Source organism: Kribbella antiqua (assembly GCF_004345665.1).
GTDB lineage: Bacteria > Actinomycetota > Actinomycetes > Propionibacteriales > Kribbellaceae > Kribbella > Kribbella antiqua.
Genome location: NZ_SLWR01000008.1, coordinates 134557 through 155784 on the forward strand (window position 1 = coordinate 134557; position 21228 = coordinate 155784).

Annotated in this window: 20 protein-coding genes and 1 tRNA gene; 8 read left to right on the forward strand and 13 right to left on the reverse strand. The window is 67.5% G+C overall.

The window, feature by feature from the left end; translation table 11 throughout:
- Positions 1-58: 58 nt before the first annotated feature.
- Both EV646_RS22960 and EV646_RS22965 read left to right on the forward strand, forming a co-directional pair.
- Positions 59-466: a winged helix-turn-helix transcriptional regulator gene (locus EV646_RS22960; RefSeq protein ID WP_132151857.1), complete on the forward strand. Its 408-nt coding sequence runs from the start codon at positions 59-61 to the stop codon at positions 464-466.
- Positions 463-1074: a DUF2064 domain-containing protein gene (locus EV646_RS22965; RefSeq protein ID WP_132151859.1), complete on the forward strand. Its 612-nt coding sequence runs from the start codon at positions 463-465 to the stop codon at positions 1072-1074. Before EV646_RS22960 ends, EV646_RS22965 begins: the two co-directional genes overlap by 4 nt.
- A gap of 1375 nt (positions 1075-2449) precedes the next feature.
- Here EV646_RS22965 and EV646_RS22970 read toward each other — a convergent pair.
- The 3 genes from EV646_RS22970 to EV646_RS22980 form a co-directional block, all read right to left on the reverse strand.
- Positions 2450-3247: a ferritin-like domain-containing protein gene (locus tag EV646_RS22970; RefSeq protein WP_132151861.1), complete on the reverse strand. Its 798-nt coding sequence runs from the start codon at positions 3245-3247 to the stop codon at positions 2450-2452.
- A 118-nt stretch (positions 3248-3365) separates the two neighbouring features.
- Positions 3366-3860, reverse strand: a complete 495-nt coding sequence (locus EV646_RS22975; protein WP_241996267.1) for an NUDIX hydrolase — start codon at positions 3858-3860, stop codon at positions 3366-3368.
- A 207-nt stretch (positions 3861-4067) separates the two neighbouring features.
- Positions 4068-5381 (reverse strand): zinc-dependent metalloprotease, encoded by a 1314-nt coding sequence (locus EV646_RS22980; protein WP_132151863.1) that lies wholly within the window; start codon positions 5379-5381, stop codon positions 4068-4070.
- A 563-nt stretch (positions 5382-5944) separates the two neighbouring features.
- Between EV646_RS22980 and EV646_RS22985 the strand changes: the two genes are divergently transcribed.
- Genes EV646_RS22985 through EV646_RS23005 form a run of 5 tightly spaced genes read left to right on the forward strand, consistent with a single transcriptional unit; the run spans position 5945 to position 11475 of the window.
- A complete protein-coding gene (locus EV646_RS22985) occupies positions 5945-6370 on the forward strand; it encodes a molybdenum cofactor biosynthesis protein MoaE (RefSeq protein WP_132151865.1) in 426 nt (141 codons plus the stop codon).
- Between the two features lie 30 nt (positions 6371-6400).
- Positions 6401-6814, forward strand: a complete 414-nt coding sequence (locus tag EV646_RS40185; RefSeq protein WP_241996268.1) for a hypothetical protein — start codon at positions 6401-6403, stop codon at positions 6812-6814.
- Positions 6811-7848: a YlbL family protein gene (locus EV646_RS22995; RefSeq protein ID WP_132151867.1), complete on the forward strand. Its 1038-nt coding sequence runs from the start codon at positions 6811-6813 to the stop codon at positions 7846-7848. Before EV646_RS40185 ends, EV646_RS22995 begins: the two co-directional genes overlap by 4 nt.
- Positions 7849-7891: 43 nt before the next feature.
- A complete protein-coding gene (locus EV646_RS23000) occupies positions 7892-8506 on the forward strand; it encodes a PPA1309 family protein (RefSeq protein WP_199237132.1) in 615 nt (204 codons plus the stop codon).
- A complete protein-coding gene (locus EV646_RS23005; RefSeq protein ID WP_132151869.1) occupies positions 8503-11475 on the forward strand; it encodes a UPF0182 family membrane protein in 2973 nt (990 codons plus the stop codon). The genes EV646_RS23000 and EV646_RS23005 overlap by 4 nt, the downstream gene beginning before the upstream one ends.
- A gap of 156 nt (positions 11476-11631) precedes the next feature.
- Here the strand turns inward: EV646_RS23005 and EV646_RS23010 are convergent, their stop codons facing one another.
- Both EV646_RS23010 and EV646_RS23015 read right to left on the reverse strand, forming a co-directional pair.
- The gene (locus EV646_RS23010; protein ID WP_132151871.1) at positions 11632-12207 is read right to left on the reverse strand and encodes a hypothetical protein; all 576 of its coding nucleotides are present in this window, start codon (positions 12205-12207) and stop codon (positions 11632-11634) included.
- A gap of 119 nt (positions 12208-12326) precedes the next feature.
- Entirely contained in the window at positions 12327-13292 is a 966-nt protein-coding gene (locus EV646_RS23015; RefSeq protein WP_241996269.1) for a GNAT family N-acetyltransferase, read from the reverse strand.
- A gap of 115 nt (positions 13293-13407) precedes the next feature.
- Here EV646_RS23015 and EV646_RS23020 point away from each other — a divergent pair.
- A tRNA-Met gene (locus EV646_RS23020) sits at positions 13408-13481 on the forward strand.
- Between the two features lie 97 nt (positions 13482-13578).
- Here EV646_RS23020 and EV646_RS23025 read toward each other — a convergent pair.
- The 8 genes from EV646_RS23025 to EV646_RS23060 all read right to left on the reverse strand — a co-directional run bounded on the left by EV646_RS23025 (position 13579) and on the right by EV646_RS23060 (position 21227).
- The gene (locus EV646_RS23025) at positions 13579-15015 is read right to left on the reverse strand and encodes a site-specific integrase (RefSeq protein WP_132151873.1); all 1437 of its coding nucleotides are present in this window, start codon (positions 15013-15015) and stop codon (positions 13579-13581) included.
- On the reverse strand, positions 15012-15206 hold the full coding sequence (locus EV646_RS23030; protein ID WP_199237133.1) for a helix-turn-helix transcriptional regulator: 195 nt from the start codon (positions 15204-15206) through the stop codon (positions 15012-15014). The genes EV646_RS23025 and EV646_RS23030 overlap by 4 nt, the downstream gene beginning before the upstream one ends.
- Positions 15207-15286: 80 nt before the next feature.
- Complete coding sequence (locus EV646_RS23035; protein ID WP_132151877.1) at positions 15287-16927, reverse strand: YfjI family protein; 1641 nt, start codon at positions 16925-16927, stop codon at positions 15287-15289.
- Positions 16924-17790 carry a bifunctional DNA primase/polymerase gene (locus EV646_RS23040; protein ID WP_132151879.1) on the reverse strand — a complete coding sequence of 289 codons (867 nt, stop codon included), beginning with the start codon at positions 17788-17790 and terminating at the stop codon, positions 16924-16926. The genes EV646_RS23035 and EV646_RS23040 overlap by 4 nt, the downstream gene beginning before the upstream one ends.
- A 24-nt stretch (positions 17791-17814) precedes the next feature.
- Positions 17815-18237, reverse strand: coding sequence for an RRQRL motif-containing zinc-binding protein (locus EV646_RS23045; protein ID WP_132151881.1), 423 nt, complete (start codon positions 18235-18237; stop codon positions 17815-17817).
- Complete coding sequence (locus EV646_RS23050) at positions 18237-18443, reverse strand: hypothetical protein (RefSeq protein ID WP_132151883.1); 207 nt, start codon at positions 18441-18443, stop codon at positions 18237-18239. Before EV646_RS23050 ends, EV646_RS23045 begins: the two co-directional genes overlap by 1 nt.
- 24 nt (positions 18444-18467) lie before the next feature.
- Entirely contained in the window at positions 18468-18728 is a 261-nt protein-coding gene (locus tag EV646_RS23055) for a hypothetical protein (RefSeq protein WP_199237134.1), read from the reverse strand.
- 246 nt (positions 18729-18974) lie between these two features.
- Positions 18975-21227 (reverse strand): ATP-binding protein, encoded by a 2253-nt coding sequence (locus EV646_RS23060; RefSeq protein WP_132151885.1) that lies wholly within the window; start codon positions 21225-21227, stop codon positions 18975-18977.
- Position 21228: the final 1 nt, after the last annotated feature.

Genomic DNA, 21228 nt, shown 5'->3' on the forward strand with positions numbered 1-21228 from the left:
GTTACTCTCTGCCGGGAAGTACGCACTTCTGAGTGCCTACCGTACGACGAGGAGAGTCATGCCGACGCGCACCGCGGCTCAGCGCCGGGAAGAGGCAGCACGTGAGTACGACGCGTTCCTGGCCTCCTGTCCGGCCAGACAGCTGCTCGACCGGATCAGCGACAAGTGGGTGACCCTCATCCTCACTGCACTCGCCGACGGACCGCAGCGGTACTCCGACCTGTCCCGCCGCATCGCCGGCGTCAGCCAGAAGATGCTGACCCAGACTCTGCGCTCGCTGGAGCGCGACGGCTTGCTCACGCGCTCCGTAACGCCGTCTGTACCAGTCCGGGTCGACTACGAGCTCACTCCGCTCGGGACGACTCTGATGCCCCTCATCGCGTCTATCAAGGCTTGGGCCGAGTCGCACATGACCGAGGTCGCAGCCGCCCGAGCGCAGTACGACGACGTGAGCGCTACGGCATGACCGATCGGCGAGTGGTGGTTCTCGTCGTACCTACTGCGGGGACGTGGGCGCCGCCGGGACGGGATCCTGAGGCGTGGCGCCTGGCGATGGCGGAAGACACCTATGAAGTGCTGGCAGCGCTGGACCGGGTGGATGTGGCAGTGGCCGTTGCGGGTGGCGACGAGGCTGCGCTGTCCGAGGTGGGTGCGCTGACGTGGCCTGGGACGCCTGTGTACGCCGTTGACGCCGTACGGCCGGTGCTTGGAGCTGTGGAGGGGGCTGGGCCTGCGGCGGCGGTTGTGGCTGTCAGCTACGACGTACCTGATTTGCCTGGCCTGCTCATTGGGAAGCTATTCCGTGCGCTGAGCAATGCCGATGTCGCTGTGACGCCGGCTGAGGACGGGTCGCTGGCTGCTATCGGTGTCCGGCTCCCGGTCGCGGAATGGGTTTCTGCGGCCGCTCCGACCTTCGACACAGACCTGTCGGCGTTGGAGAGCCTCAAGCCTCGCCGACATGCCGTTGCCATCGGCCCTGGTTGGCACCGTCTGCGATCAACTGCTGACATAGCGCGACTGGATCCGGGGCTTGAGGGCTGGGACGCAACTCGGTCCGTACTTCGTCACGCTTGACCCGTCACCTTCCCGCTGCCCGCTCGTTCATCTGGCAGCGGGGCTTTCTGGGGGAAAGCCCGCGGCCGTCGCCGCGCGGGTGCCGATGCCGTTCAGGGGCGGAGATCGACACCGGGGGGCGCAGCGACGACATCCACGGGGATTCGCACCGTGCTGTGGTGAGGCGGGGACAGTACAAGGGGGTTGTCATGAAGTGGGGCATCACGGGGGCGGCTGGAACTCCGGCGCGGGAAACCGCACTGGATCCCGCACGTCCACCAGTACGACGGGGAATCGCACGAAGCGCATCGCCACACGCTTACTGGCACCGTGGCGAGGCCGAGGAATCTACGACAGACGTCGTCGTGGAACTCGAAATCACCGAGACACGTCTCAGCGCCTAGAAAAACGCGCTGACAAGATTTTCCGCGGACGGGCAGCAAGTGGGGGACTGCGCTACGCGGACCACGGGGGCGGCCGAGGCGACGGTTCGAGGCCTGCGGCCGATGTGGGGATGGGGGAATGCGGTGCAGCGGGGAACGCGGTGAGCAGTAAGTAGCACGGGGGATCGCGGTCATGCGCTGAACACGGGGGCAGCGGTAGACAACTGCAGCTGAAGCGGGGGATCCACTGGGGACAGCACGGAGTTGTGGGATTGCGGGTGCAGCGGGGAAGCGTGGCGGACGGTATCTAGCACGGGGATCGCGGTGATGTGCTGAACACGGGGGCAGCGGCAGACGACTGCAGCTGAAGCGGGGGATCCACTGGGGACAGCGGGGACAGCACGGAGTTGGGGGATTGCGGGTGCAGCGGGGAGCGTGGCGGATGTAGGTTGCACGGGGGCCGCCGCGATGCAGGGAGCACGGGGCAGCAAGTGACGCGGGGTCTGCGGTGATGTGGGGATCACGGGAACAGTGGGGGGCTCCACGCGCCGCAGTGAAACGAGGACAGCAGGTCGTACGGGGATTGCACGGGACTGCGGGGAGCGGAGACGAAGTAGGAGTGGCTTCGGGAACTGCAGTTGAGTGGGGGATTCACGGGGGACAGTTGGGGGATAGCGGGGAACTCGCGCGGCGGCGCGCGGGTCGGTGCAACAAGCCGGCCCGCGGCCGCCCGCACACCCCAGCTCCTCGCGCCAACCGTTCAAAGCACAGCCGTCCCGGCCGAATCCGTGCCATCACGTGCGTGCCGGATGAATCCGCCGTCACCTGCGTGGCGGGTGGATCCGCGCCGTCATCTGCCTGGCGGGTGAACCCGCGCGGTCGCCTGCGCGCCGGTCGAATCCGCGCCGACAGCTGCGTACCGGGTAGCCCACCTCGACTCCTGCGTGTCGGTTGAACCGCAACTATTACCCGGATGACGCCGACACCGGCGACGACGCGGGTGCTGGTTGGGGTCAGGCGGGGATGACGTCGTACTTGATGAGTTCTTTTTCGACCAGGTGGAGGCCGTGCTGGCCGGGGAGGGCGTCGACCTTGGCGTCGATTCGGCGGACCTCGGCCAGGCCCTGCTCGCCGCCGTACAGATAGGTGAGCATGTGCTTCACCTCTTCCGGCGGCATGATCGTCGACCCGACGATGCCCCACCCCTTCGACAGCGCGAACCGGGCGATCCTCTGCGCCTTCTTGCTCCGCAGCAGCCGATCCCGCGCCTGGCTGTTGTAGAACGCGACGTGCCGGGTCTCCTGCTTCGCGATCCGCTTCAGGATCTCCGTCAGTACCGGATGCTTCTCGGCCTGGATCAGCCGCGTGTACGCCGAGTGCGCGCACCACTCGTTGATCGCGCCCCACGCCATGTGGGTGGCGATGAAGTCCTCGCCGATGATGTTCGCCAGCAGCGACTGCCGGATCGGTGCCAGCCGGTCGCGCCAGCCGAGCCGGGATCGCACAGCGCGAGTGTGCTCCGGACCGGTCGGGACGCCGTGCCGCTGGAGCACCTCGTCCAGCACCTCGCCGTGCCAGTACTCCTCGAGGTTCCACATCGTCAGGAAGACGGTGACCTCGGGGTCGGCGTGTGACGGGGTGACGAGCAGGTCGCGCAGGTAGCAGACCGTGTGGGTCTCCACGTCGCTCATGTAGCTGAGGCAGCGCAGGGCGTCTTCGGACAGTGGCTGCGTGTCGAACAGCGACATGTCGAGGTCGTCCCAGCGGATGCGGGTCGAAGTCTGGGCGTAGTGATCGATGTCGAAGCTCACGGACTTCCTTCGGCACACTAGGGCGACCGGATGGGTCGCGAACCGACGCGTGACACCGAGCGTACGGGTTCCCACCGACAGTCCGCTATCAGGTTCTGGGGCAGCGTCCTGCCAACGTTTACCGGGCCGGAGAAGCGGCTGTACGCTCTCGAGCCCTGTGCGCGAGTTGCTGAACTGTGTGGTCTACGTGATCAGGCAGCGCGTCCAGCGAGAACCACGCGAGGTCGTGCGACTCCTCACTGACGACGAAGTCCGTGCCGGCCGTCGCCGTGACCAGAAACTGAACGTCGAGATGGAACGTCCCGGCGCACCCACCGGCCAAGATCTCGTGCCGCGACAGCTGAAGCGGTACCGGATCGATCGACAGCTCCGAAAGCCCGGACTCCTCCGTGGCCTCGCGGAGCGCCGCACCAGCCAGCGTCGTGTCACCGGGTTCACAGTGCCCACCCAGCTGCAGCCAATGGCCAACGACCTTGTGCAAGGTGAGAAGCGCCCGGCTAGCCGAGCTGTTCACCACCAGCGCGCTCGCCGTCACATGCTCAGGCCGGCAGCTCCGCCACATTCCGTCGCCGTACTCCGCGAGATGTCTCAGATAGTGCTCCCGCAACCCCACCTGCTCACCATCAGGCGCCTCCCAAGCACCCAACACCCCCACCGCATCCCCATGCAGCCCGTCCCTTGCCTGACCACTCCCAGCCACCATCACCCCGCCGACCCTAGGCCATCGTCCTGTACGACGCTCGCCGTGCAGAGCCGCCGCCGGAAAGCAGAACACCACTCCCGCTCGATGGAGTCGGGAGTGGCGTGTCGTGGTGCCGGGCTACTTGGAGTCGCCGGGTTGGTTGCCCTTGTCATCTTCCTGGTCGGACGAAGGGGAGTCCTCGTCGGGGAGGAAGTCGGTGATGTCGATGTCGGCCAGTTCGCCGGCATGCTGGGCGAAACCGATCGGGTCGTCGAGGTCCGCGGTGCTCGGCAGCAGGTCCGGGTGCGACCAGAGCTCGTCGCGACCAGCCACACCGCGAGCGTCGCGAACTGCCGCCCACAGGTTCGCCGCATCGCGCAGCCGACGTGGCCGGAGCTGGAGCCCGACCAGTGTGGCGAACGTCTGCTCCGCCGGACCACCCGCGGCCCGGCGCCGCCGTACCGTCTCCGCAAGCTGCACGGCAGCAGGCATCCGATCCTTGGTCGCCTGCCGTACGACGTCGTCCACCCAACCCTCGACCAATGCCAGAGCGGTCTCCAGCCGGCCGAGCGCCGCCTTCTGCTGCTCGGAGTCCTCGGGCTCGAACAGTCCGCCGGCGAGCGCCTCCTGCATGGCTTCCGGGTTCTGTGGGTCGATGTCGGCCATCGCTCGCTCGATCTTGCCGGTGTCGACCTCGATCCCCGCGGCGTAGTCCGCCACTGCGGCCAGCACATGCTGCCGGAGCCAGGGCACGCCGGCGTACAGCCGCTGGTGGGCGACCTCGCGCAGAGCCAGGTACAGCCGGACGTCCTCGTCGGTCAGCCCCAGACCCTCGGCGAACTTCGCTACGTTGTCCGGAAGCAGCACCGCCTGCCCGGTCGGTCCGAGCGGAAGCCCGATGTCGGACGAGCTCACCACCTCGCTGGCAAGCTCACCCAGGCCCTGGCCGACCTGCGCGCCGAAGATGGAGCCGCCCAGTTGACGCAGCATGCCAGCCATCGGCCCGGCCAGCTGCTGAGCCTCGGCGGGAAGCGCGTTGCCCATCGCACCGGCCACGTGCTCCGCTACCGGGTCGACGATCGTCTGCCAGACCGGCAGCGTGTTCTCGACCCACTCGGCGCGGCTCCAGGCCGCGGACGTGGTGGACGCCTCGGGCAGCGTGGTGGCCTCGTCCAGCCAGTGCTCGGCCAGCCGGACAGCATCCGCCACCCGGTCCGAGTCGGTGGATGTGACGGACCGGTCGCCGGCGGCGGCGACGGTCTTGCGGGCGATGTCCTTGGCCAGATCCCAGTTCACCGGCTTCCCGTCGCCGGAACCGCTGAGCAGCTGCTGGACCTGGGCGAAGATCGCGTTCAGGTCGGGAGCGCCGCCCGCGCCGGCCGCACCGGAGAACTGCTGGAACATGGCCTCGAACGGAGTTCCCTTGAACGGGTTGTCCGGTTCGTCGCTCATCGGAGTGGCCTTCCTGTGCGGGTGGGCGTACAACTCCAACGTACTGGTTCCCGCCACCGGTTCCTCCCCTGGCGAACGGATTTACCCCTGAGTTGCCCCTGGGCAGATCCCTGACCCGCTACCCGCTCGACGCGCTGAGGTCCGGGTGGAAGGCAACGACTGCGCAATGGGTGAGCGCGGAGCTCCCTCAAACTCACGCAACCACCGATCCAAGAGCAGTGCGGGAAGCGGGGAAGGGGAACGCGGAGGGCACCGGGGTCGGATGGGTGGTGGAAGGCGCCGGGATCCGATGCGTGGTGCGGGAGGGATGGCAGGGGTCGGGTCGGTGGCGTCCGCCGGGTCGGTGGGGAGGAACGAACGGGATGACGGAGGTGGGGGCCGATTAGCGGTGGGGAGGGCTCCGGCGCCAACCGGTGGTGGGGGCGTGGCATAGGGGAGCCGGGGCGGTTGGATTGTGGCGTTTGCTGGGGCGGTGGAGGCGTGGGGAGTGGGTGGAGGGAGAATTGGGTGGGTGGGGGTTGTTCTGGTAGGTGTTGGGGTTCGGCGGGTGGAGTGAGGGACGGATGAGCGACGCGATCAGGTTGCTGGACATACGCGAGGGCGTGCTGTCCAGTGACGAGGTGCTGGCCGCGATCGCCGATCCGAGTGCCGGCGGTACTGCGATGTTCATCGGTACTGTGCGCAACCACGACCACGAAAAGCCGGTCGATCGGCTCAGCTACGAGGCTCATCCGGACGCGCTGGAGCACCTGCGCACGGTGGCTGAGCGTGTTTGTGAAGACCCCGCCGTGACCGCGCTGGCCGCCGTACACCGCATCGGGGACCTGAAAATCGGTGATGCCGCGGTCATCGTGGCTGTTGCCGCCTCGCACCGTGACGTCGCGTTCGCCGCTTGCCGGAGGCTGATCGACGACCTCAAGGCCGAGGTCCCGATTTGGAAACACCAGCACTTCACCGACGGTGCGAGCGAGTGGGTCGGCGCTCACTGACACGTACGCTGGGCGCATGAAGGTGGCCGGATGAAGGTTTTGGCGTGGCTGGCGTTTCCGCTCGTCGCCACGCTGCTGGCGATGTGCTGGGCCGGGTGGCGCGGCCGGAGCCGTGGTCCGCGCCGGTCGGGTGGCGCCTTCGCATCGGTCGAGGACTTTCGCCGCTTCAACGAGGCACTCGCCGCGCCAGGCCCCAGCGCCACCCCGGAACGCCGTCGCGGCCTCCGCCGACCCAAGCCCACAAACACAGACTCGGTCGCCAAACCCACCTCCACCGAAGAGCCAAGCTCCACCGAGAAGTCCGGGCCGGCCGTGGGCGTCGGGGCCGCGGGGACGCTCGGGACGGCCGGGACGTTGGGTTCAGGAGACGGCTCAGTCTCCACCAGGAAGCTCGGTTCGGCCGAGAAGCTCGGTTCCACCAAGATCGCAGGGCAGGGTTCGTGACACGTCGTACCGCCACGCTGGTCGCCTCGATCGTCGTGCTCGTCATCTCGCTCGGGCTGGTCACCGCCTTCCCGGTGCCGTTCGTCTCGTTCAGCCCTGGACCGGTGAAGGACACCCTCGGCGAAGCGAAGGGCAAACCGGTGATCGAGATCACCGGGCACGAGACCTTTCCGACCAGCGGTCAGCTCGACCTGACGACGGTGTCGGTGACCTCGCCGGACCGTGAGCTCACCCTGCCGCAGGCGATGCGCAACTGGCTCGACCCGCATCACGACCTGTTCCCGCGCGACATCATCTACCCGCCGGATCAGAGCGCGGACGAGGTCGAGGAGCAGAACACCGCCGAGATGACCGGCTCCCAGGACAGCGCGGTCGCGGCGGCTCTGCAGCAGGCGAAGGTCCCGTTCCACCCCAAGGTCTCCACGGTGGCCAAGGACACCCCGGCGGACGGCAAGCTGAAGCCCGGCGACGTCGTCCTGGCTGTCGACGGGGTAAAGGTGTCGCAGGTGCCTCAGGTCGGCGAGCTCGTCCGCAAGCACAAGGTCGGCGAGAACGTGGTCTTCCTGATCCGCCGCGGAAGCACCGAACAGACCGTGCAACTGAAGACCGCGGCCACCCCCGGTGAGGCGACGCGCCCGATGGTCGGCATCAGCATCGGCGTCGACTCCCCGGTCAAGGTGACGGTCAACCTCGGACAGGACATCGGCGGACCCAGCGCCGGTACGGCGTTCGCGCTCGCCATCTACGACAAGCTGACGCCGGGCGAACTGCTCGCAGGCAAGCACGTCGCCGGCACGGGCACGATCGACGCGCTCGGCCAGGTCGGCGCGATCGGCGGGATCCAGCAGAAGATCGCCGGCGCGAAGGAGGACGGCGCGACCGTCTTCCTGGTCCCGGCGTCCAACTGCGAGGCGGCCATGCACGCAGACGTGAAGGGCATCCAGCTGGTGAAGATCACCACCCTGAGCGAGGCCATAGACGCACTGAAGGCACTTGCGAGCGGAAGCGGAGACGTCCCCGCATGCACCCAATGAGCCACCTGACCGCATCCGCCAGCCGAAGGGGAGATCAGCCGGCATGGATTCCGTAGGTACTTTGCCCGCCGACGCATTGAGTCGCGCGGTGATCGAGATCGAGAAGCACGTGAGCAGCGCGGGCTGGGACCAGCCCGCGCAGCTGTTCGCCCTGGTACCCACCGACGAGCTGCTCCGCGCCGCACCGAAACTCGCCGCGGAACTCGGCGCAGAGGACGCGTCCGAGCCGCTGACCTCGATCGCCCAGGGCGAGCTGCCCGACGGCTTGGCGGACGAGGCCCTGGCCGACGCGCTGGCCCGCATCGAGTGGCCGGACACCGTCAGCGGCTGCGCCCTCGCCATCGAGCGGGTGGTCCTGCCCGCTTCGGTCGAGGCAGGCCTGTCCAGTGCCGAGTCGGATGCCGAACTGACCCGGATGGTGGGCAGCGATCCGCGCCGCCACGAGGTCCGGATGGTCGCCGCCGTGCTGCGGGAAGGCGACCGTTTCGGCGCCGTCCGGCTGCGTTCGCACGACGAGGACAGCGCCGTACTGACAGGCACGGACTTGGTCCCCACGCTGTGCGAAGTACTGTCTTTGACATTCGAACCTTCGGTCGGCAGCCGGTCGGGCGAGGGTCCTGGGGACGACGGCATGAGTGACGAGGAGAACCGACCATGAGCGACGGCGTCTACGACATGCCGGAGGAGCCGCGCCGAACGCGGCGAACGCCTGGAGGACGTCCCCGGGCCCTGCTGCCGACGATCGCGACGCTGGTCGTCCTGCTGATCCTGTTCAGCGTCTTCACCGACGTCTGGACCCAGCGGCTCTGGTACCGCTCGGTCGACCTCGGTTCCGTGTTCAGCACGGTGCTCGGGACTCGTGTGCTGCTGTTCGTCGTGGTCGGCCTGATCATGGCCGCCGCTGTCGTGGCGAACATCGTCGTCGCGTTCCGCACCAGGCCACGTGTCGCCCTCGCGCCGTCCCCGAGTCCCGGTTTCGAGCGGTACGGCGACCTGCTGCAACAGCGCGGCAAGATCGCCGTCGGGGCGATCGCGACCCTGATGCTGGTGTTCGGCGGCTCGGCCGCGTCGGGGGAGTGGAAGGTCTTCCTGGCGTGGCGGAACCGGACCCCGTTCGGCGTCACCGACAAGCACTTCAACAAGGACATCTCGTTCTTCGTCTTCGACTACCCGTGGCTGCGTGTCCTCCTCGGCTTCGGCTACTCGATCGTGCTGCTGTCGCTGGTCGCCGCGATCATCACCCACTACCTGTACGGTGGCTTCCGCCCGTCCGCGAAGGGGCAGAAGGCCTCCGGTGCGGCGCAGGTTCAGTTCTCCGTGCTCCTGGGTCTGCTCGTCCTCCTCAAGGCTTTCAGCTACTGGCTGGACCGTTACGGCCTGACGACTGCCGACAGCCGGTTGTTCACCGGTATCTCCTATACAGGTGACAACGCAGTCCTGCCCAGCAAGGAGATCCTGGCGGTCATTGCTGTGCTGTGTGCCGTGTTGTTCTTCGCCAACGTGGTACGCCGGACCTGGCTGCTGCCGGGCGTCGGCACCGTGGTGCTCATCCTTTCCGCGATTCTGCTTGGCGCTTTGTGGCCGGCGGCATTGCAGCAGTTGCGTGTCCGGCCGAGTGAGCCGGTCAAGGAAGCGCCGTACATCACGAAGAACATCCAGGCGACGCGAGACGCGTACGGGCTCGCGGGCACGAAGGTCGTCAACTACGAGGCGAAGACGACCGCGAGCCCGAGCGAGCTGAACGCGGACGCCGAGGTGCTGCCTGGTATCCGGCTGATCGACCCGAGTGTCGTCGGCCCGACCTTCGAGCAGCTGCAGCAGGTCCGCGGCTTCTACTCCTTCCCGACCGACCTCGACGTCGACCGGTACAAGATCGGCAACAAGGTCAGCGACACCGTGATCGCGGTCCGCGAGGTGCAGATCGACCGGCTGCCGGCCGGACAGCGCAACTGGAACAACGACCACACGGTCTACACCCATGGCTACGGAGTCGTTGCCGCCAACGGCAACCAGCGGGCCAGCGACGGTACGCCGGTGTGGTCGGAGAAGGACCTGCCGCCGACCGGTCAGCTCGGCGACTACGAGCCGCGGATCTACTTCGGTGAGCAGTCTGCGGAGTACTCGATCGTCGGTGCTCCGAAGGGTGCGCCCGCAGTCGAGCTGGACACGCCGGAAGGCAAGAACGGCGGCGACCCGACGCTGAACACCTACGCCGGCAAGGGCGGTGTCCCGGTCGGCTCGTTCGGCAACCGGTTGCTCTACGCAACAAAGTTCCGGGACGCGAACATCCTGCTGTCCAGCCGGGTGAACGCCGACTCGAAGATCCTCTACGACCGCAGCCCGCGTGAGCGGGTCGAGAAGGCCGCGCCGTGGCTGACCCCGGACGGCGACCCTTACCCGGCCGTCGTCGACGGTCAGGTCGTGTGGATCGTCGACGGCTACACCACCTCGGCGAACTACCCGTACTCGGAGAAGGTCGCCCTGGACGACAGCACCCGGGACACCACCACGGGCCGCGGCACCATCGCCCAGCAGCCGAGCGAGGAGATCAACTACATCCGCAACTCGGTCAAGGCGGTCGTCAACGCGTACGACGGCTCGGTCGAGCTGTACGCCTGGGACGAGAGTGACCCGGTCCTGAAGACGTGGATGAAGGCGTTCCCGAACACGGTCAAGCCGCGCTCCGACATCTCGCCGGCCCTGATGTCCCACCTGCGGTACCCGGAGGACATGTTCAAGGTCCAGCGTGACCTGCTGGCCAAGTACCACGTGACCGACTCGACCACCTGGTACCAGAACAGCGACCTGTGGCGTGTTCCGGCCGACCCGACCGCGGTCTCCGCCGGCACGGACTCCTCGGTTCAAAACAACCAGCCTCCGTTCTACCTGTCGTTGCGGATGCCCGATCAGCAGGAGCCGAAGTTCTCGCTGACATCGGTGTACGTACCGAACGCGGAGCGGGAGAACCTGACCGCGTTCATGGCCGTCGATTCCGAGGCGACGTCTCCGGACTACGGCCAGTTCCGGATCCTTCGATTGCCCGGCAACGTGCAGATACCTGGTCCGGGACAGGTCTTCAACAAGTTCCAGACCGACGACGGCATCAGAACCGCGTTGCTGCCGATCAACCAGCCGACCAGCGGCGTCAGAGCCCAGTTCGGCAACTTGCTGACACTGCCACTGGGCGGTGGTCTGCTCTACGTTCAGCCGGTCTATTCGGTGAAGACCTCCGGCGCGGGTAGCTATCCGGTGCTCCGGTATGTGCTCGTCTCCTTCGGTGACCGCGTCGCCTACGGCGCGACATTGTCGGAGGCGCTGACCAAGGTCTTCAACACCAACGTCAGCACCGGTGAGCCGACCACCCCGACGACGCCGACCACTCCGCCGAACACCAACCCGACAATCAAACAAGCGCTAGCGCAGGCGCAGGCTGCCTACGCGGCGGCGCAGGCGGCGTTGACGCGTGGTGATCTCGCCGGATACCAGGCCGAGGTCAACAAGATGAAGCAGGCGATCGACCGGGCCGTGGCGGCCGGGGCAACGGTCACCCCGACCACCCCAACGCCGACCACGACCCCGTCGACCACTCCATCACCGACGAGCCCACCAAGCTCACCAACAGGCTGACCCCGGCTTGATCCCAGGGCGGCGACACCGATCACCATCGGCGTCGCCGCCCTTTTCGTAGCCCAAGGCCCGGAATCTGAGCAGGCGGACACGGCAGACGCCGCCGGCGGCACCAAGTCGACGCTCGTTGCCCGAAGCCCCGAATCCGCGTAGCCGTCAGCGGGTGCTCTCCGGGTGGAAGCCGGTCGCGGTGTCGAAGAGATCCTGCTCGGTGAAGCGACCGAGATCGATTGACACCTCGGCCGCGACGCCCGGCGCGATGAAGTAGAACACCTCGTGCTCCGCGGCCAGGCCGTCGTACGGGCCGATCTTCACCGGGCGCAGCTCCCAGCTCTCCGGGTCCTTCTCCTCGTACTCGGCCAGGAAGGCTTTCAGCGCCTCGAGATCCGTCAGCTTCTCACCGCGCAGCGTCTTCACCGTCAGGTCGACCTTGTACCCGCCCTCGGCATCCGGCCCGGTCTCCCAGACCCGGCTGCGGAAGCTGACGTCCTCCCACTCGTACTCGAAGTCGGTCGGCGTACCGATGCCGCCGGGAAGGTGCTCGATCACGAAGCCGTCCAAGGTGCATGCCCTTTGCTCGATCGACGGGGGAGCCACGACGTACCACGGAGCACTCGCCGCCACGGCCGGGGTTGTCGCCCAGGCGCCGAATGTGGCGAGGACGACCGCGCTCCCGATCACGATACGACGGGTCGACGGCACGACTCGGGAACGAAGGAATGAACGCGACATGGCTGCCTCCTGGGGCCCGCGACGACTTGCCTGCTGCAAGACGCCTCTCTTGCCCTAGAAAGTGCACCGATCGCCGCGCTTTTCCGGCCGCGATTTCGAACCTGTGGACAACCCCCGGATCAATGCCCGATCAACCGGTGCAGCCGATGGAACGTCTGCCGGAACCCGAGCCGCGGCCACGTCCTCGACGACAGCAGATTCGTCACCCGCCAGTCAGTGACCACCGAGGTATAGCCGGTATCAGCAGACCACTGCAGCACCGCCTCACCCAGCGCACGACCGGCGCCGCGCCCGCGTGCCTCCGACAGTACGGCGGCAAACCCCAGGAAACCGGCGTTGTCCGGCCGGGCCAACCCGCTGTGCGCACTGGACTTCTCCAGCGAGCACCCGACCGCAGAACCGATCACACGACCGTCGTACTCGGCAACAAAGGTCGCATAGTCCTGGTCGTCGATCGACTCCTCCCAGTCAGCCAGCGCCTCCTCCAGCGTCGGCATCTCCCCAGAGGAGAACACCGGCGACTGGCCCTGGTGTCGTGGCAGCACCAGATCCAGCTCAGCCAGTACGGCGATGTCGTCGCGCGAGGCACGTCGTACGCCGAGATCCGGGTGCGGCGCGAGCGGAGCATCCGGCACCGGACGGACCGCATGAGCGTGCTGCGACCCGAACCCCAAGCAGAACCACGCATCAATCAGCTCGGCGTCGTCCGGCACCAGCACGTACTGAGCCGTGCGGCCGTCGTCCACCCACTTCGTGGCGGCTGCGGCGTACAGGTCGCGGATGTGTTCAGGCTCACGTACGGCGTGACCCGCGGACTCCACCCAGACGTTCGGACCCCACACCGGTGACGGCTTGGGCGCACCCAGCACGTAGCCGGTCAGCTCCAGCCCTTCCGTCATTACGGCGCCGGACGCGCTCTCGCTCTCCCACAGCGCGGTCACCTCGACCAGGGCCAACTGCTCGTCCTCGTAGTCGGCCGGCAGCAGAGGGTGCCGCTTCCGATGCTCCTTGTGCCGCTCCGCGAGCAGTCCGGCGGCCGCGGGCAGGTCCGCCTCCTCGAACGGGCGAATGACGTGTCGGGACATACCCGGACGGTACGCCGTCGGCCAGCCGCTCGACACGGGTTTTCACCCACCCAGAGCCACGCCGGCACCCGATTTGGTTGCTCAGCCCCGATCCACTAAACTAAAACCACAACGGCGCGGGGTGGAGCAGCTCGGTAGCTCGCTGGGCTCATAACCCAGAGGTCGCAGGTTCAAATCCTGCCCCCGCTACGAAAGAAGGCCCGGACCAACAGGTCCGGGCCTTCGTCTTGCTATGTGGGGTCTGACCTGGGGTTTTGTCCGTCGCTGCTCGGCCCAGTGCTCCGCATCAGCCGACGACTGCGAGGGGTGGGTCTCCGTCGTCGGGGTCTGTGTCCGGGCGGTTTGTGACCAGATCTGTGACCAGCGGGTCTGATTCTGGCTCTGTGATGCCCGCCGCATGAGCGATCAGCGCTCCCATAGCCTGCGCGAGCGGGCGGTCGATGCCGTGTGACCGATGGGTGTAGATCTTCATCGTGACGGACGTGTCCGCGTGGCCGATTCGTTCGCTCAGGATCTTCACGTTGTGTCCAGCGTCCTGAGCCATCGTCGCGTAGGTGTGGCGCACGTCATGCAGCCTGATCCGGGGAACACCTGCTCGATCCACCAGCCGGTTGAATCGAGCCGTGATGGTGTCCGGGTGCAGCGGCCGTCCCTCCGGTCCAACCATGATGTAGTCATGCTTCGGATAGCTCCCCTCGAATGCGTCTCGCTCGTCGTTGATGCGTTCGACGTACCGGCGCAGGTGGGTCAGCGTGAAGGTGTCGAGCGCGATGTCGCGCTCGCCCGCGTCGGACTTGCCGTCAGACTCCACCGCTCGGCCGCGCACCACCACTCGGGTGTCCTCGATGGTGAGTGTTCCTGCGTTCAGGTCGAGCATGGACCGCTGGACGCCGGCCAATTCCGATCGGCGCATCCCCGTTGTGGCCGCCAGCAACCACATTCCGTCGTACCGGTCCTGTAGAGCTACGCGCAGGAAGGATCCGAGCTGCTCGACTGTCCAGATGTTTCCACGCTTCCGAGCGGAGCGCCGCCTTTCTCGGGGGAGTACCGCGAACGCGGCCGGGTTGGTGTGCAGGTAGCCCCAGCGCACGGCGTCCGCGAGCGAACGCAGCATTACGACGTGGACGTTTCGAATCGACTTCACACTCAGACCAGCGGAAAATTCTCCTGGCACTCTGCCGCGCCGGTACCGGCGCACGGCCTCGCGGGCGGCGTTGTAGTTCGTGCCGCACGCCCTGGCGATGTCGGTTGGCGTCGGTCCCGCGCCGTCCCTGTCGGACTGATGACTGAGCCAGAATTCGTACATTCGATGGTTGCCGTCACCTTTCCGTCGTCCGTTGTCCCGTAGGTGTTTGTAGAACGCGTTGATTCTTGGCACCGTCAGTTCACCGAGCCAGCGAGTGCCGAGGACGGGTTCGATGTACGCATCGATGTTGTCGCGGTAGTTCTGCACCGTTGTGGGTTTGAGGTTGTCCTCGTTAGCAGTGAGCCACTCGTTCATGTAGGTGGCTACGCGAATCTTCTTGGCGGTGACAGAACGGCCGGTTTCGGCGCGCTTCTTCGCCTCGATTGCAGCCTCCAGAGCGTCTTCCTCCGTTGCGAAGCCGCCTTGATATGGGCGCTGTCGCGCGCCGGTCAGCGGATGCGGCTCCAGTTCGACGCGATACGCCCAGGTGTTCCCGCGCTGCCAGACCGTGATGCCAGGGATCTTCCGGCGGCTCATGCTGCCTGTACTTCCTCTCCGTCGATGAACGCTTGAAGCTTTGCGGTGACTACAAAGACCCTGCCTCCCAACCGACGCGTGGGCAGCTCGCCGGTAGCGGCGAATCGGTAGGCGCTCGCACGGCTGAGCCCGATGAGCTGGGCTGCCTTCGGTACAGAGATCAGGGCCGGGAGGGTGGCGATGTCGATCATTGGTGGTGCGTCTCCTTCACGGTCGAGAGGCCCTGACAAAATTGACAAAATTGACAGAACTCGGGTTTTTGTCATTTTTGTCAGGGGGTGGCGAGGACTGCGGGGTGGACTTCGTAGGCGGTCGAGGGGCGGCCCCGGCCGGGCTTGGTGTCGCTGGCCTTGGGCCGGATGTGGCCGTGGTCGGTGAGGATGTGGAGTGCGGGGTCGAGGTCGGCGGCGGTGGTGAATCGGGTGCGGCCTTGGAGGGAGCGGAGGGCATCTCGTCGGGTGAAGGTGGGGTGGCCGTGTTTGGTGATCCAGGCGAGGACTTCGCGGGCGTCGTCTAGGTCGGGGTCGGATCGGCCCATGAGGTCGTAGACGGCTAGGGCGTGGTCGAGGTAGTAGCGGCCGACGTTTTCGGCGGCGCGCATGGTGTCGGCGGTGATGGGGCGGGCGTAGCCGTGGTGGAAGTTGTGGGCCACGTGCAGCAGTGCGGCCAGCCGGACGACGGCACCGGCGAGCTTGGAGGCCCAGTCGGTGATTCCGGCGAGCTGGCCGGTCTGCGGGTGCAGCCTCGGTTCCAGCCAGTTCTGGAAGTCCAGCAGCACCTGTCCGGCTTCCGGGTCGAGGGCGAGCTGGTGCGGGGTGTCGTGGTCGGCCAGGACCAGGACGAGGGTCATGAGCGCGTCGCGGTACGTCGTCTCGACGTGCTCGGGAACGGGGTCGGCTTCGTTGTTGCGGCTGCCCACGGTGTTGGGCGGCAGGCTGTAGAGGATCCGGGCGAGGACACCGCGATCCCGGAACCCGGGCTGTGCGGCCAGCCCGGCAAGTGTTCCCGGTTGGGTGGTGACGCCCAGGGTCAGCGCGGGCCGTTCGACGGTTTCGGAATCGCGGCCCTTGCGGTCGACCTGGAGCTTGTCGCCGGCGTGGCCTTTGAGGAACACGCCCAGGTTGGGCTGTGCGGAGTAGCGGGTGCCGGTGAGGGTGGCGAACACGTCACCTTCGGCCGACAGCACGGCCATCCGGCCGCCGTGGGTGGCAAGCAGTGAGATGCACGACTCGGGGGTGACGTCGTCGGTCATCAGCCGGGGCAGCTCGGGTACGACGATCCCCGCGGCTTCCTTGGCTGCCGCCGTCGCATCCGCCAGTGCCTCGTGCGGGTTCGCCTGGGCGCGTTCGGCCTTCTTGGCAAGGTCTTCCGCGCGTGCCCAGGCGACCCGGGCAGCAAGCTCGGCTTCCACCCGCTGCTCTGCCGCGATCTCCCGCAGCGCGTCCTCAGCGTCCGACAGCGGTGCGGTCATCGCCCGGAACACCGGCGACTTACGCGACCCGGGCGGTAGCGCGGTGACCGTGTAGAGGTTGACCTGTTCGACCCACGATCGGGTGACCCGGACCAGGACCTTGCCCCCGGCCGCCGTGGACACGCACGCCAGCGCCACGGACGCGGCCAGGTCGACCGGGGTCTGGGTGGCTTCCGCGACGCCGTGAACTTGATCGGCCAGCCAGCCGGGGAACACGTCGACCGGGAACGGCCGGACCAGCCGCTTGGTCTTCAGCGGCACCGGCGGGCCGTCCCATCCCTGCGCGGCCGGTACCGGAAAACCGCCGCGTGGATCCACACCACGGTTCTGTGCCAGCGTCGGCCGGATCGGGGTCGGCGGCACCGCTCCCCATGGGTCGTCGTCCGGTGGCTCGGTGATCGGTGGCAGGGGTGGCAGCCAGTCCGGCAGCTCGGCAGTCACGCGGCGATCCCTTCGGCACGGAAGCCACCAGCGATGGCGGCGCGGATTTCGCGGGCGGTCTGTTCGGCTTGCTGCCCCACATCGGTCAGCGCGGCAACAGCGTCGGCGTGGCTGATCGCACCGGCCGCAACCATCCGCGCAACACCCCGCGCGGCGCCGTAGAGCGTGGTTCGACGCTTTCCTTCGGGGGCGTGGCGTACGGCGTTCAGGTGCGAGGTGAGTAGGCGGTCAGGGTGGGAGATGCCCCCCGCTTCGGTCGTAGGGATTTGGCCGGCGCGCGGCACCGGGTCGGCGGGTGGTGGCTGGCACGCGGTGACGAGCGCGGGGGGCATCTCCACTGGTTCGGACACTGGGTGTCCCCATTGGTAGGGGCGGTGGGTGCGGTGGTGGCTGGATGGGGGCAGTACGACGTACCCGCCGTCTGCCTTGATGTCGATCCCCGGGCGGTTCGGCATCGGCCGTGACGGCATGTGCTGGCGGGGGTGGCGGTAGTACAGGTGCTGACCGAATGACCCGGTGAGGACCCACAGCGTGCGCGGCACCAGCCGCTTGGCCACCAGTTCGGCCAGGCTCGCAGTGCCGCCGTGGGCGGGGTCGACGTCGACCACCAGCAGCCCGGACACGGCCCCGGTCCTGACGGCGAGCTGCCCGGCGGGTACGGCGTCCACGATGGCGGCGACGCGGGCCGGGTTGGTGCTGGCGGCGTAGAACCCGTGGCAGGTCAGGTGCTCGCAGCTCGCCGGGTCGTGCGGGTTGTCGTGGCAGAGCTGGCAGTTGGCGACCGGCCGCTTGGAGCGACCGAGCATGAACACCGGCCAGCCATGTTCGGCGGCATCCAGGGCGGCGGTCAGCAGGTCGTTCATCGGTGGTACCTCCTCGAGGTGGGGTCAGGCAGCGTGCGGGTAGCTGGCGGCGTCGATGCAGTCGTTGCAGCGGCCATCTGAGGTCGGGATGCAGTAGTCGGTGACGGCCTTGCAGAGCTGGCACGTACGGCGCGCCTCCATCGCCTTGTCCAGCGCGTTGAGCTGAGCCGGAGACGGGACCCGGGACGGCCTGGCGAGGTCGAGCCGGTACAGCCATGCCCAGCGTTTGCCGTTGCGCCACACCAGCAGCGCGTACGGCTCCTGCCCGCCCGGACACATCCGCATCGCCCGCAGCTGGCGGCGCGTGGCGAGCCCTGCGGGTGCCCGCCGGAACCGGAACACCGGCGTCCCGTAGTAGTCCCAGCCGAGAGCCTGTTTGCCGTTCCACAGCTCGATCCAGCGCGACGCGGCCGGGTGCAGCGTGGCGCGGTCGATCGGCGCGGCCATCAGCGACGCCACCACGAGCGCGTGCGGTCGGCGCGGTCGAACCTGTCACGCGCCTGGCGGGCTTCGGCGGTCTCGTTGTTGTGCGAGTAGCGGTTCAGGTCGGCCAGCGCTTCGCGGTACTCCTCGCGCGGAGTCAACGGCCGGTCCTCGGTCTTCTTGCCTTTGCTCTCGGCAACGGGCTTGCGGGGTTTGCGTGGGGTGGCCATCGGTGGTGGTCTCCTCAGATGGGTTCAGCGGTTGCTGGTGCGGTCGAGCAGGCGACGGCCGATCCGGGTCCGGCGGCCGGTGCCTTTGCAGCGGGGACAGTTGCGGAACGCCTTCCGGCCGGGTGCGCCGGACTTACCGGTGCCGTTGCAGCGGGGGCAGTTGGCGTAGGGCCAGATGCGGCAACCGAGCAGGTAACCGACCACCAGCACGACCCCGACAGCGGTCAGGAGGAGGACGGATCCGGCGGTGACGAGCGCGGCCAGCGGCGGCACAGAATCCAACATCTCTGTCACTTTCTGTAGTCGAATCAGGGCATGGCGAGCCAAGGCGGGCACCTGGCGGTGGCCGTCTGGTGTGGATGGTTTGGACAGTTAGGTGCCGGTGATCGGGTTAGGTCTGTAACTCACCGGCTCAGTGGGGGCTAATGTGGCTCTGACCTGCGGAAAGTTACCGAGTGAGGCGAGTTAACCCGGCGCAGGAACCCGCTGGCCAGAGCCCGATTTGGGCGGTTTCCGGCCCGTGGTGTGGAGCTAACTCGCGAGCTGTCCAGCGTCGTCGCTGTCCTCGTCGGCATCGTTCGCGTTCTGCTCTAGCCGCACGATCGCGTCACGGACGGTAGCGGGATCGAGGGGGTAGCGGTTGCCGGTCGACGGGACACGGATGCCGTGCTCGGTGTCGAGCAGCTCCCGCAGCGCCTTGCCGGTCAGCGACTGGTACGGCGTCCAGGCCGGGGCGAGCCGCTTGAGCAGGGCGGGCACGTCCGCGCTCGGCACCGGCTCGTCTCCGAGGACTTCGTCCAGGTCGCTCAGCAGGTCGCGGGTTTCGATCTCGACCGGCCGGGAGTCGGGCACGGTCTTGCCGAGCTTGGCGATCGCGTCCAGGGACCGCTTGATCAGCGGGGTCACTTGGTCATTGCCCTTGGCAACGTCGAGGTAGTACCACTGCAGGATCTCGGACCGCTCGCCGGTGAAGCCCTTCACGACAGCGGTTCCCTTGTCGGTGCCGGGGATCAGCTCGGTCGCCCGGTGACCGGCCGCGTACGCGCCCTGACCGAGCAGGGCATCGTTGGCGACGTGGTCACCGACCGCGAACGCGATCCCGTTGGAGCAGTTGCGGGTCACGTCACGCGGCATCGAATCGCGCGTGGGTGCCTGGGTCGAGATGATCATGTGGATGCCGCGCTTGCGGCCGAGTTTCACGATCTCGACCAGTAGCTTGGAGATCTCCTTGCCGTAGGTGTCGTCGGTGATCGCCACGTGCGCCTCTTCCAGCAGGCAGATCAGCGGGTGCAGCCCGACACCAGCCGAGGCGAGTTCACGAGTCACGGCGGGCACCTCGTAGCGGATCAGCAGCTCGCCGCGCCGCTGCACCTCTTCATGAACGTTCACGAGCTGGTCTCGGATCGCTTTCATGGATTCGTCGTCCGCGCCCATCACGTAGGACGAGCACCGCGGCTTGAACACCTCGAAGTCGAAGTTCGTGTCCGGCACCCAGATCCGCAGCTCGGTCGTGGGGTCGAGCGCGCACCCGGCCATGACCGCCCGCGCTGCGCTGGACTTTCCCTGACCGGGCATGCCACCGGTCATCGTGTTGCGTTCCATGATCGGCGCGAGCATCGCGTCACCGCGCAGCGTCTTCCCGGCAGGCACGCCCTTGAACACGTCCACCAGCCCGCCGGCCAGCAGCGGGTAGTCACCCGCGCCCTCAGCGAGCGCGCCCTTGTCGGCGATCCACAGATCCAGGATCCCGGCCTCGCTGCCGGTGGTCGGCCACACCTCCTTCGCAGCGCGGTGCAGACCGGTCGCCAGGTCGCCACGGCGTCGTGCGATCTTCTCCGCCGTCACACCGGCAGGTAGCCGCACCACCGCGTGCGTGCCACGACCGTCAACCCGGGCCGGAGTGATGAACTGCAACTTCAGCCCGGACTTCAGGTACTGCGTGATGGCCGGGATCCGCAGCGCCTCCAGCGCCCTCGCGATCGTGGTTTCATCGATCGCCGCATCCCACTCCGCGTCAGCCGTCGTGACCAGCCACGCGGGCGGCTCCGCCCGGCGCCTGCCCTCGCGCCACGCGGCCAGCACGATCAGGAACGGCGCAGCCATGGAGACACCACTCCACACGAGTGCACCGGCCGCGATCAGGAACCCGATCAGCGCGAAGAACCCCAGCCACACATCCGTGAACGAGCCGTTCCCGGTGGCCTTGGTCAGGATCGCGATCAGCAGCACCAGGAACGGCACACCGATCACCATGGCTACGGTGACTTTCAGGACACCCCAGGCGAGCTTCGGCAGGTCCAGCAGTCGGCGGTGACGGCGTTCGGTGGCCATCTCCTTGCGGTCGGTCCACTCCTTCAGCTCCTCGCGATCCCCGACCGCCTCAGCCGCCTTGATCTGGCGCCGGTACACACCCATGGTCGACGCGTCCCACGCACGCTTGGCCCAGGACTCCACCCCCTGCACGACCGTGAAGCCCTCGCGCAGCAGCACCTTCCCGGCCGTCTTCGTCTTGTCGTGCGTGGACACCTTCACTACCGCCCGAGTAGCGACCTGCGTACCGGTCACCGCCCGCCGTACCAGCGCGCCGCGGTTGGCAAGTCGGCGGTCCAGCTCGGCTTCCTCTTCCTCGGTGAGGATCTCGGCTTCGATCACCTCACCCTCGCCCGGCTCCGTCTCAGCGTCGACGCGCTCAGCCGGTTCGTGAACGATGCCCCGAGCAACATCCTGCGTCGTCTCGTCGGCGTTGTCGTGGTCGTCGTCGTGAAGCTTGTGCACGTTGTCCATG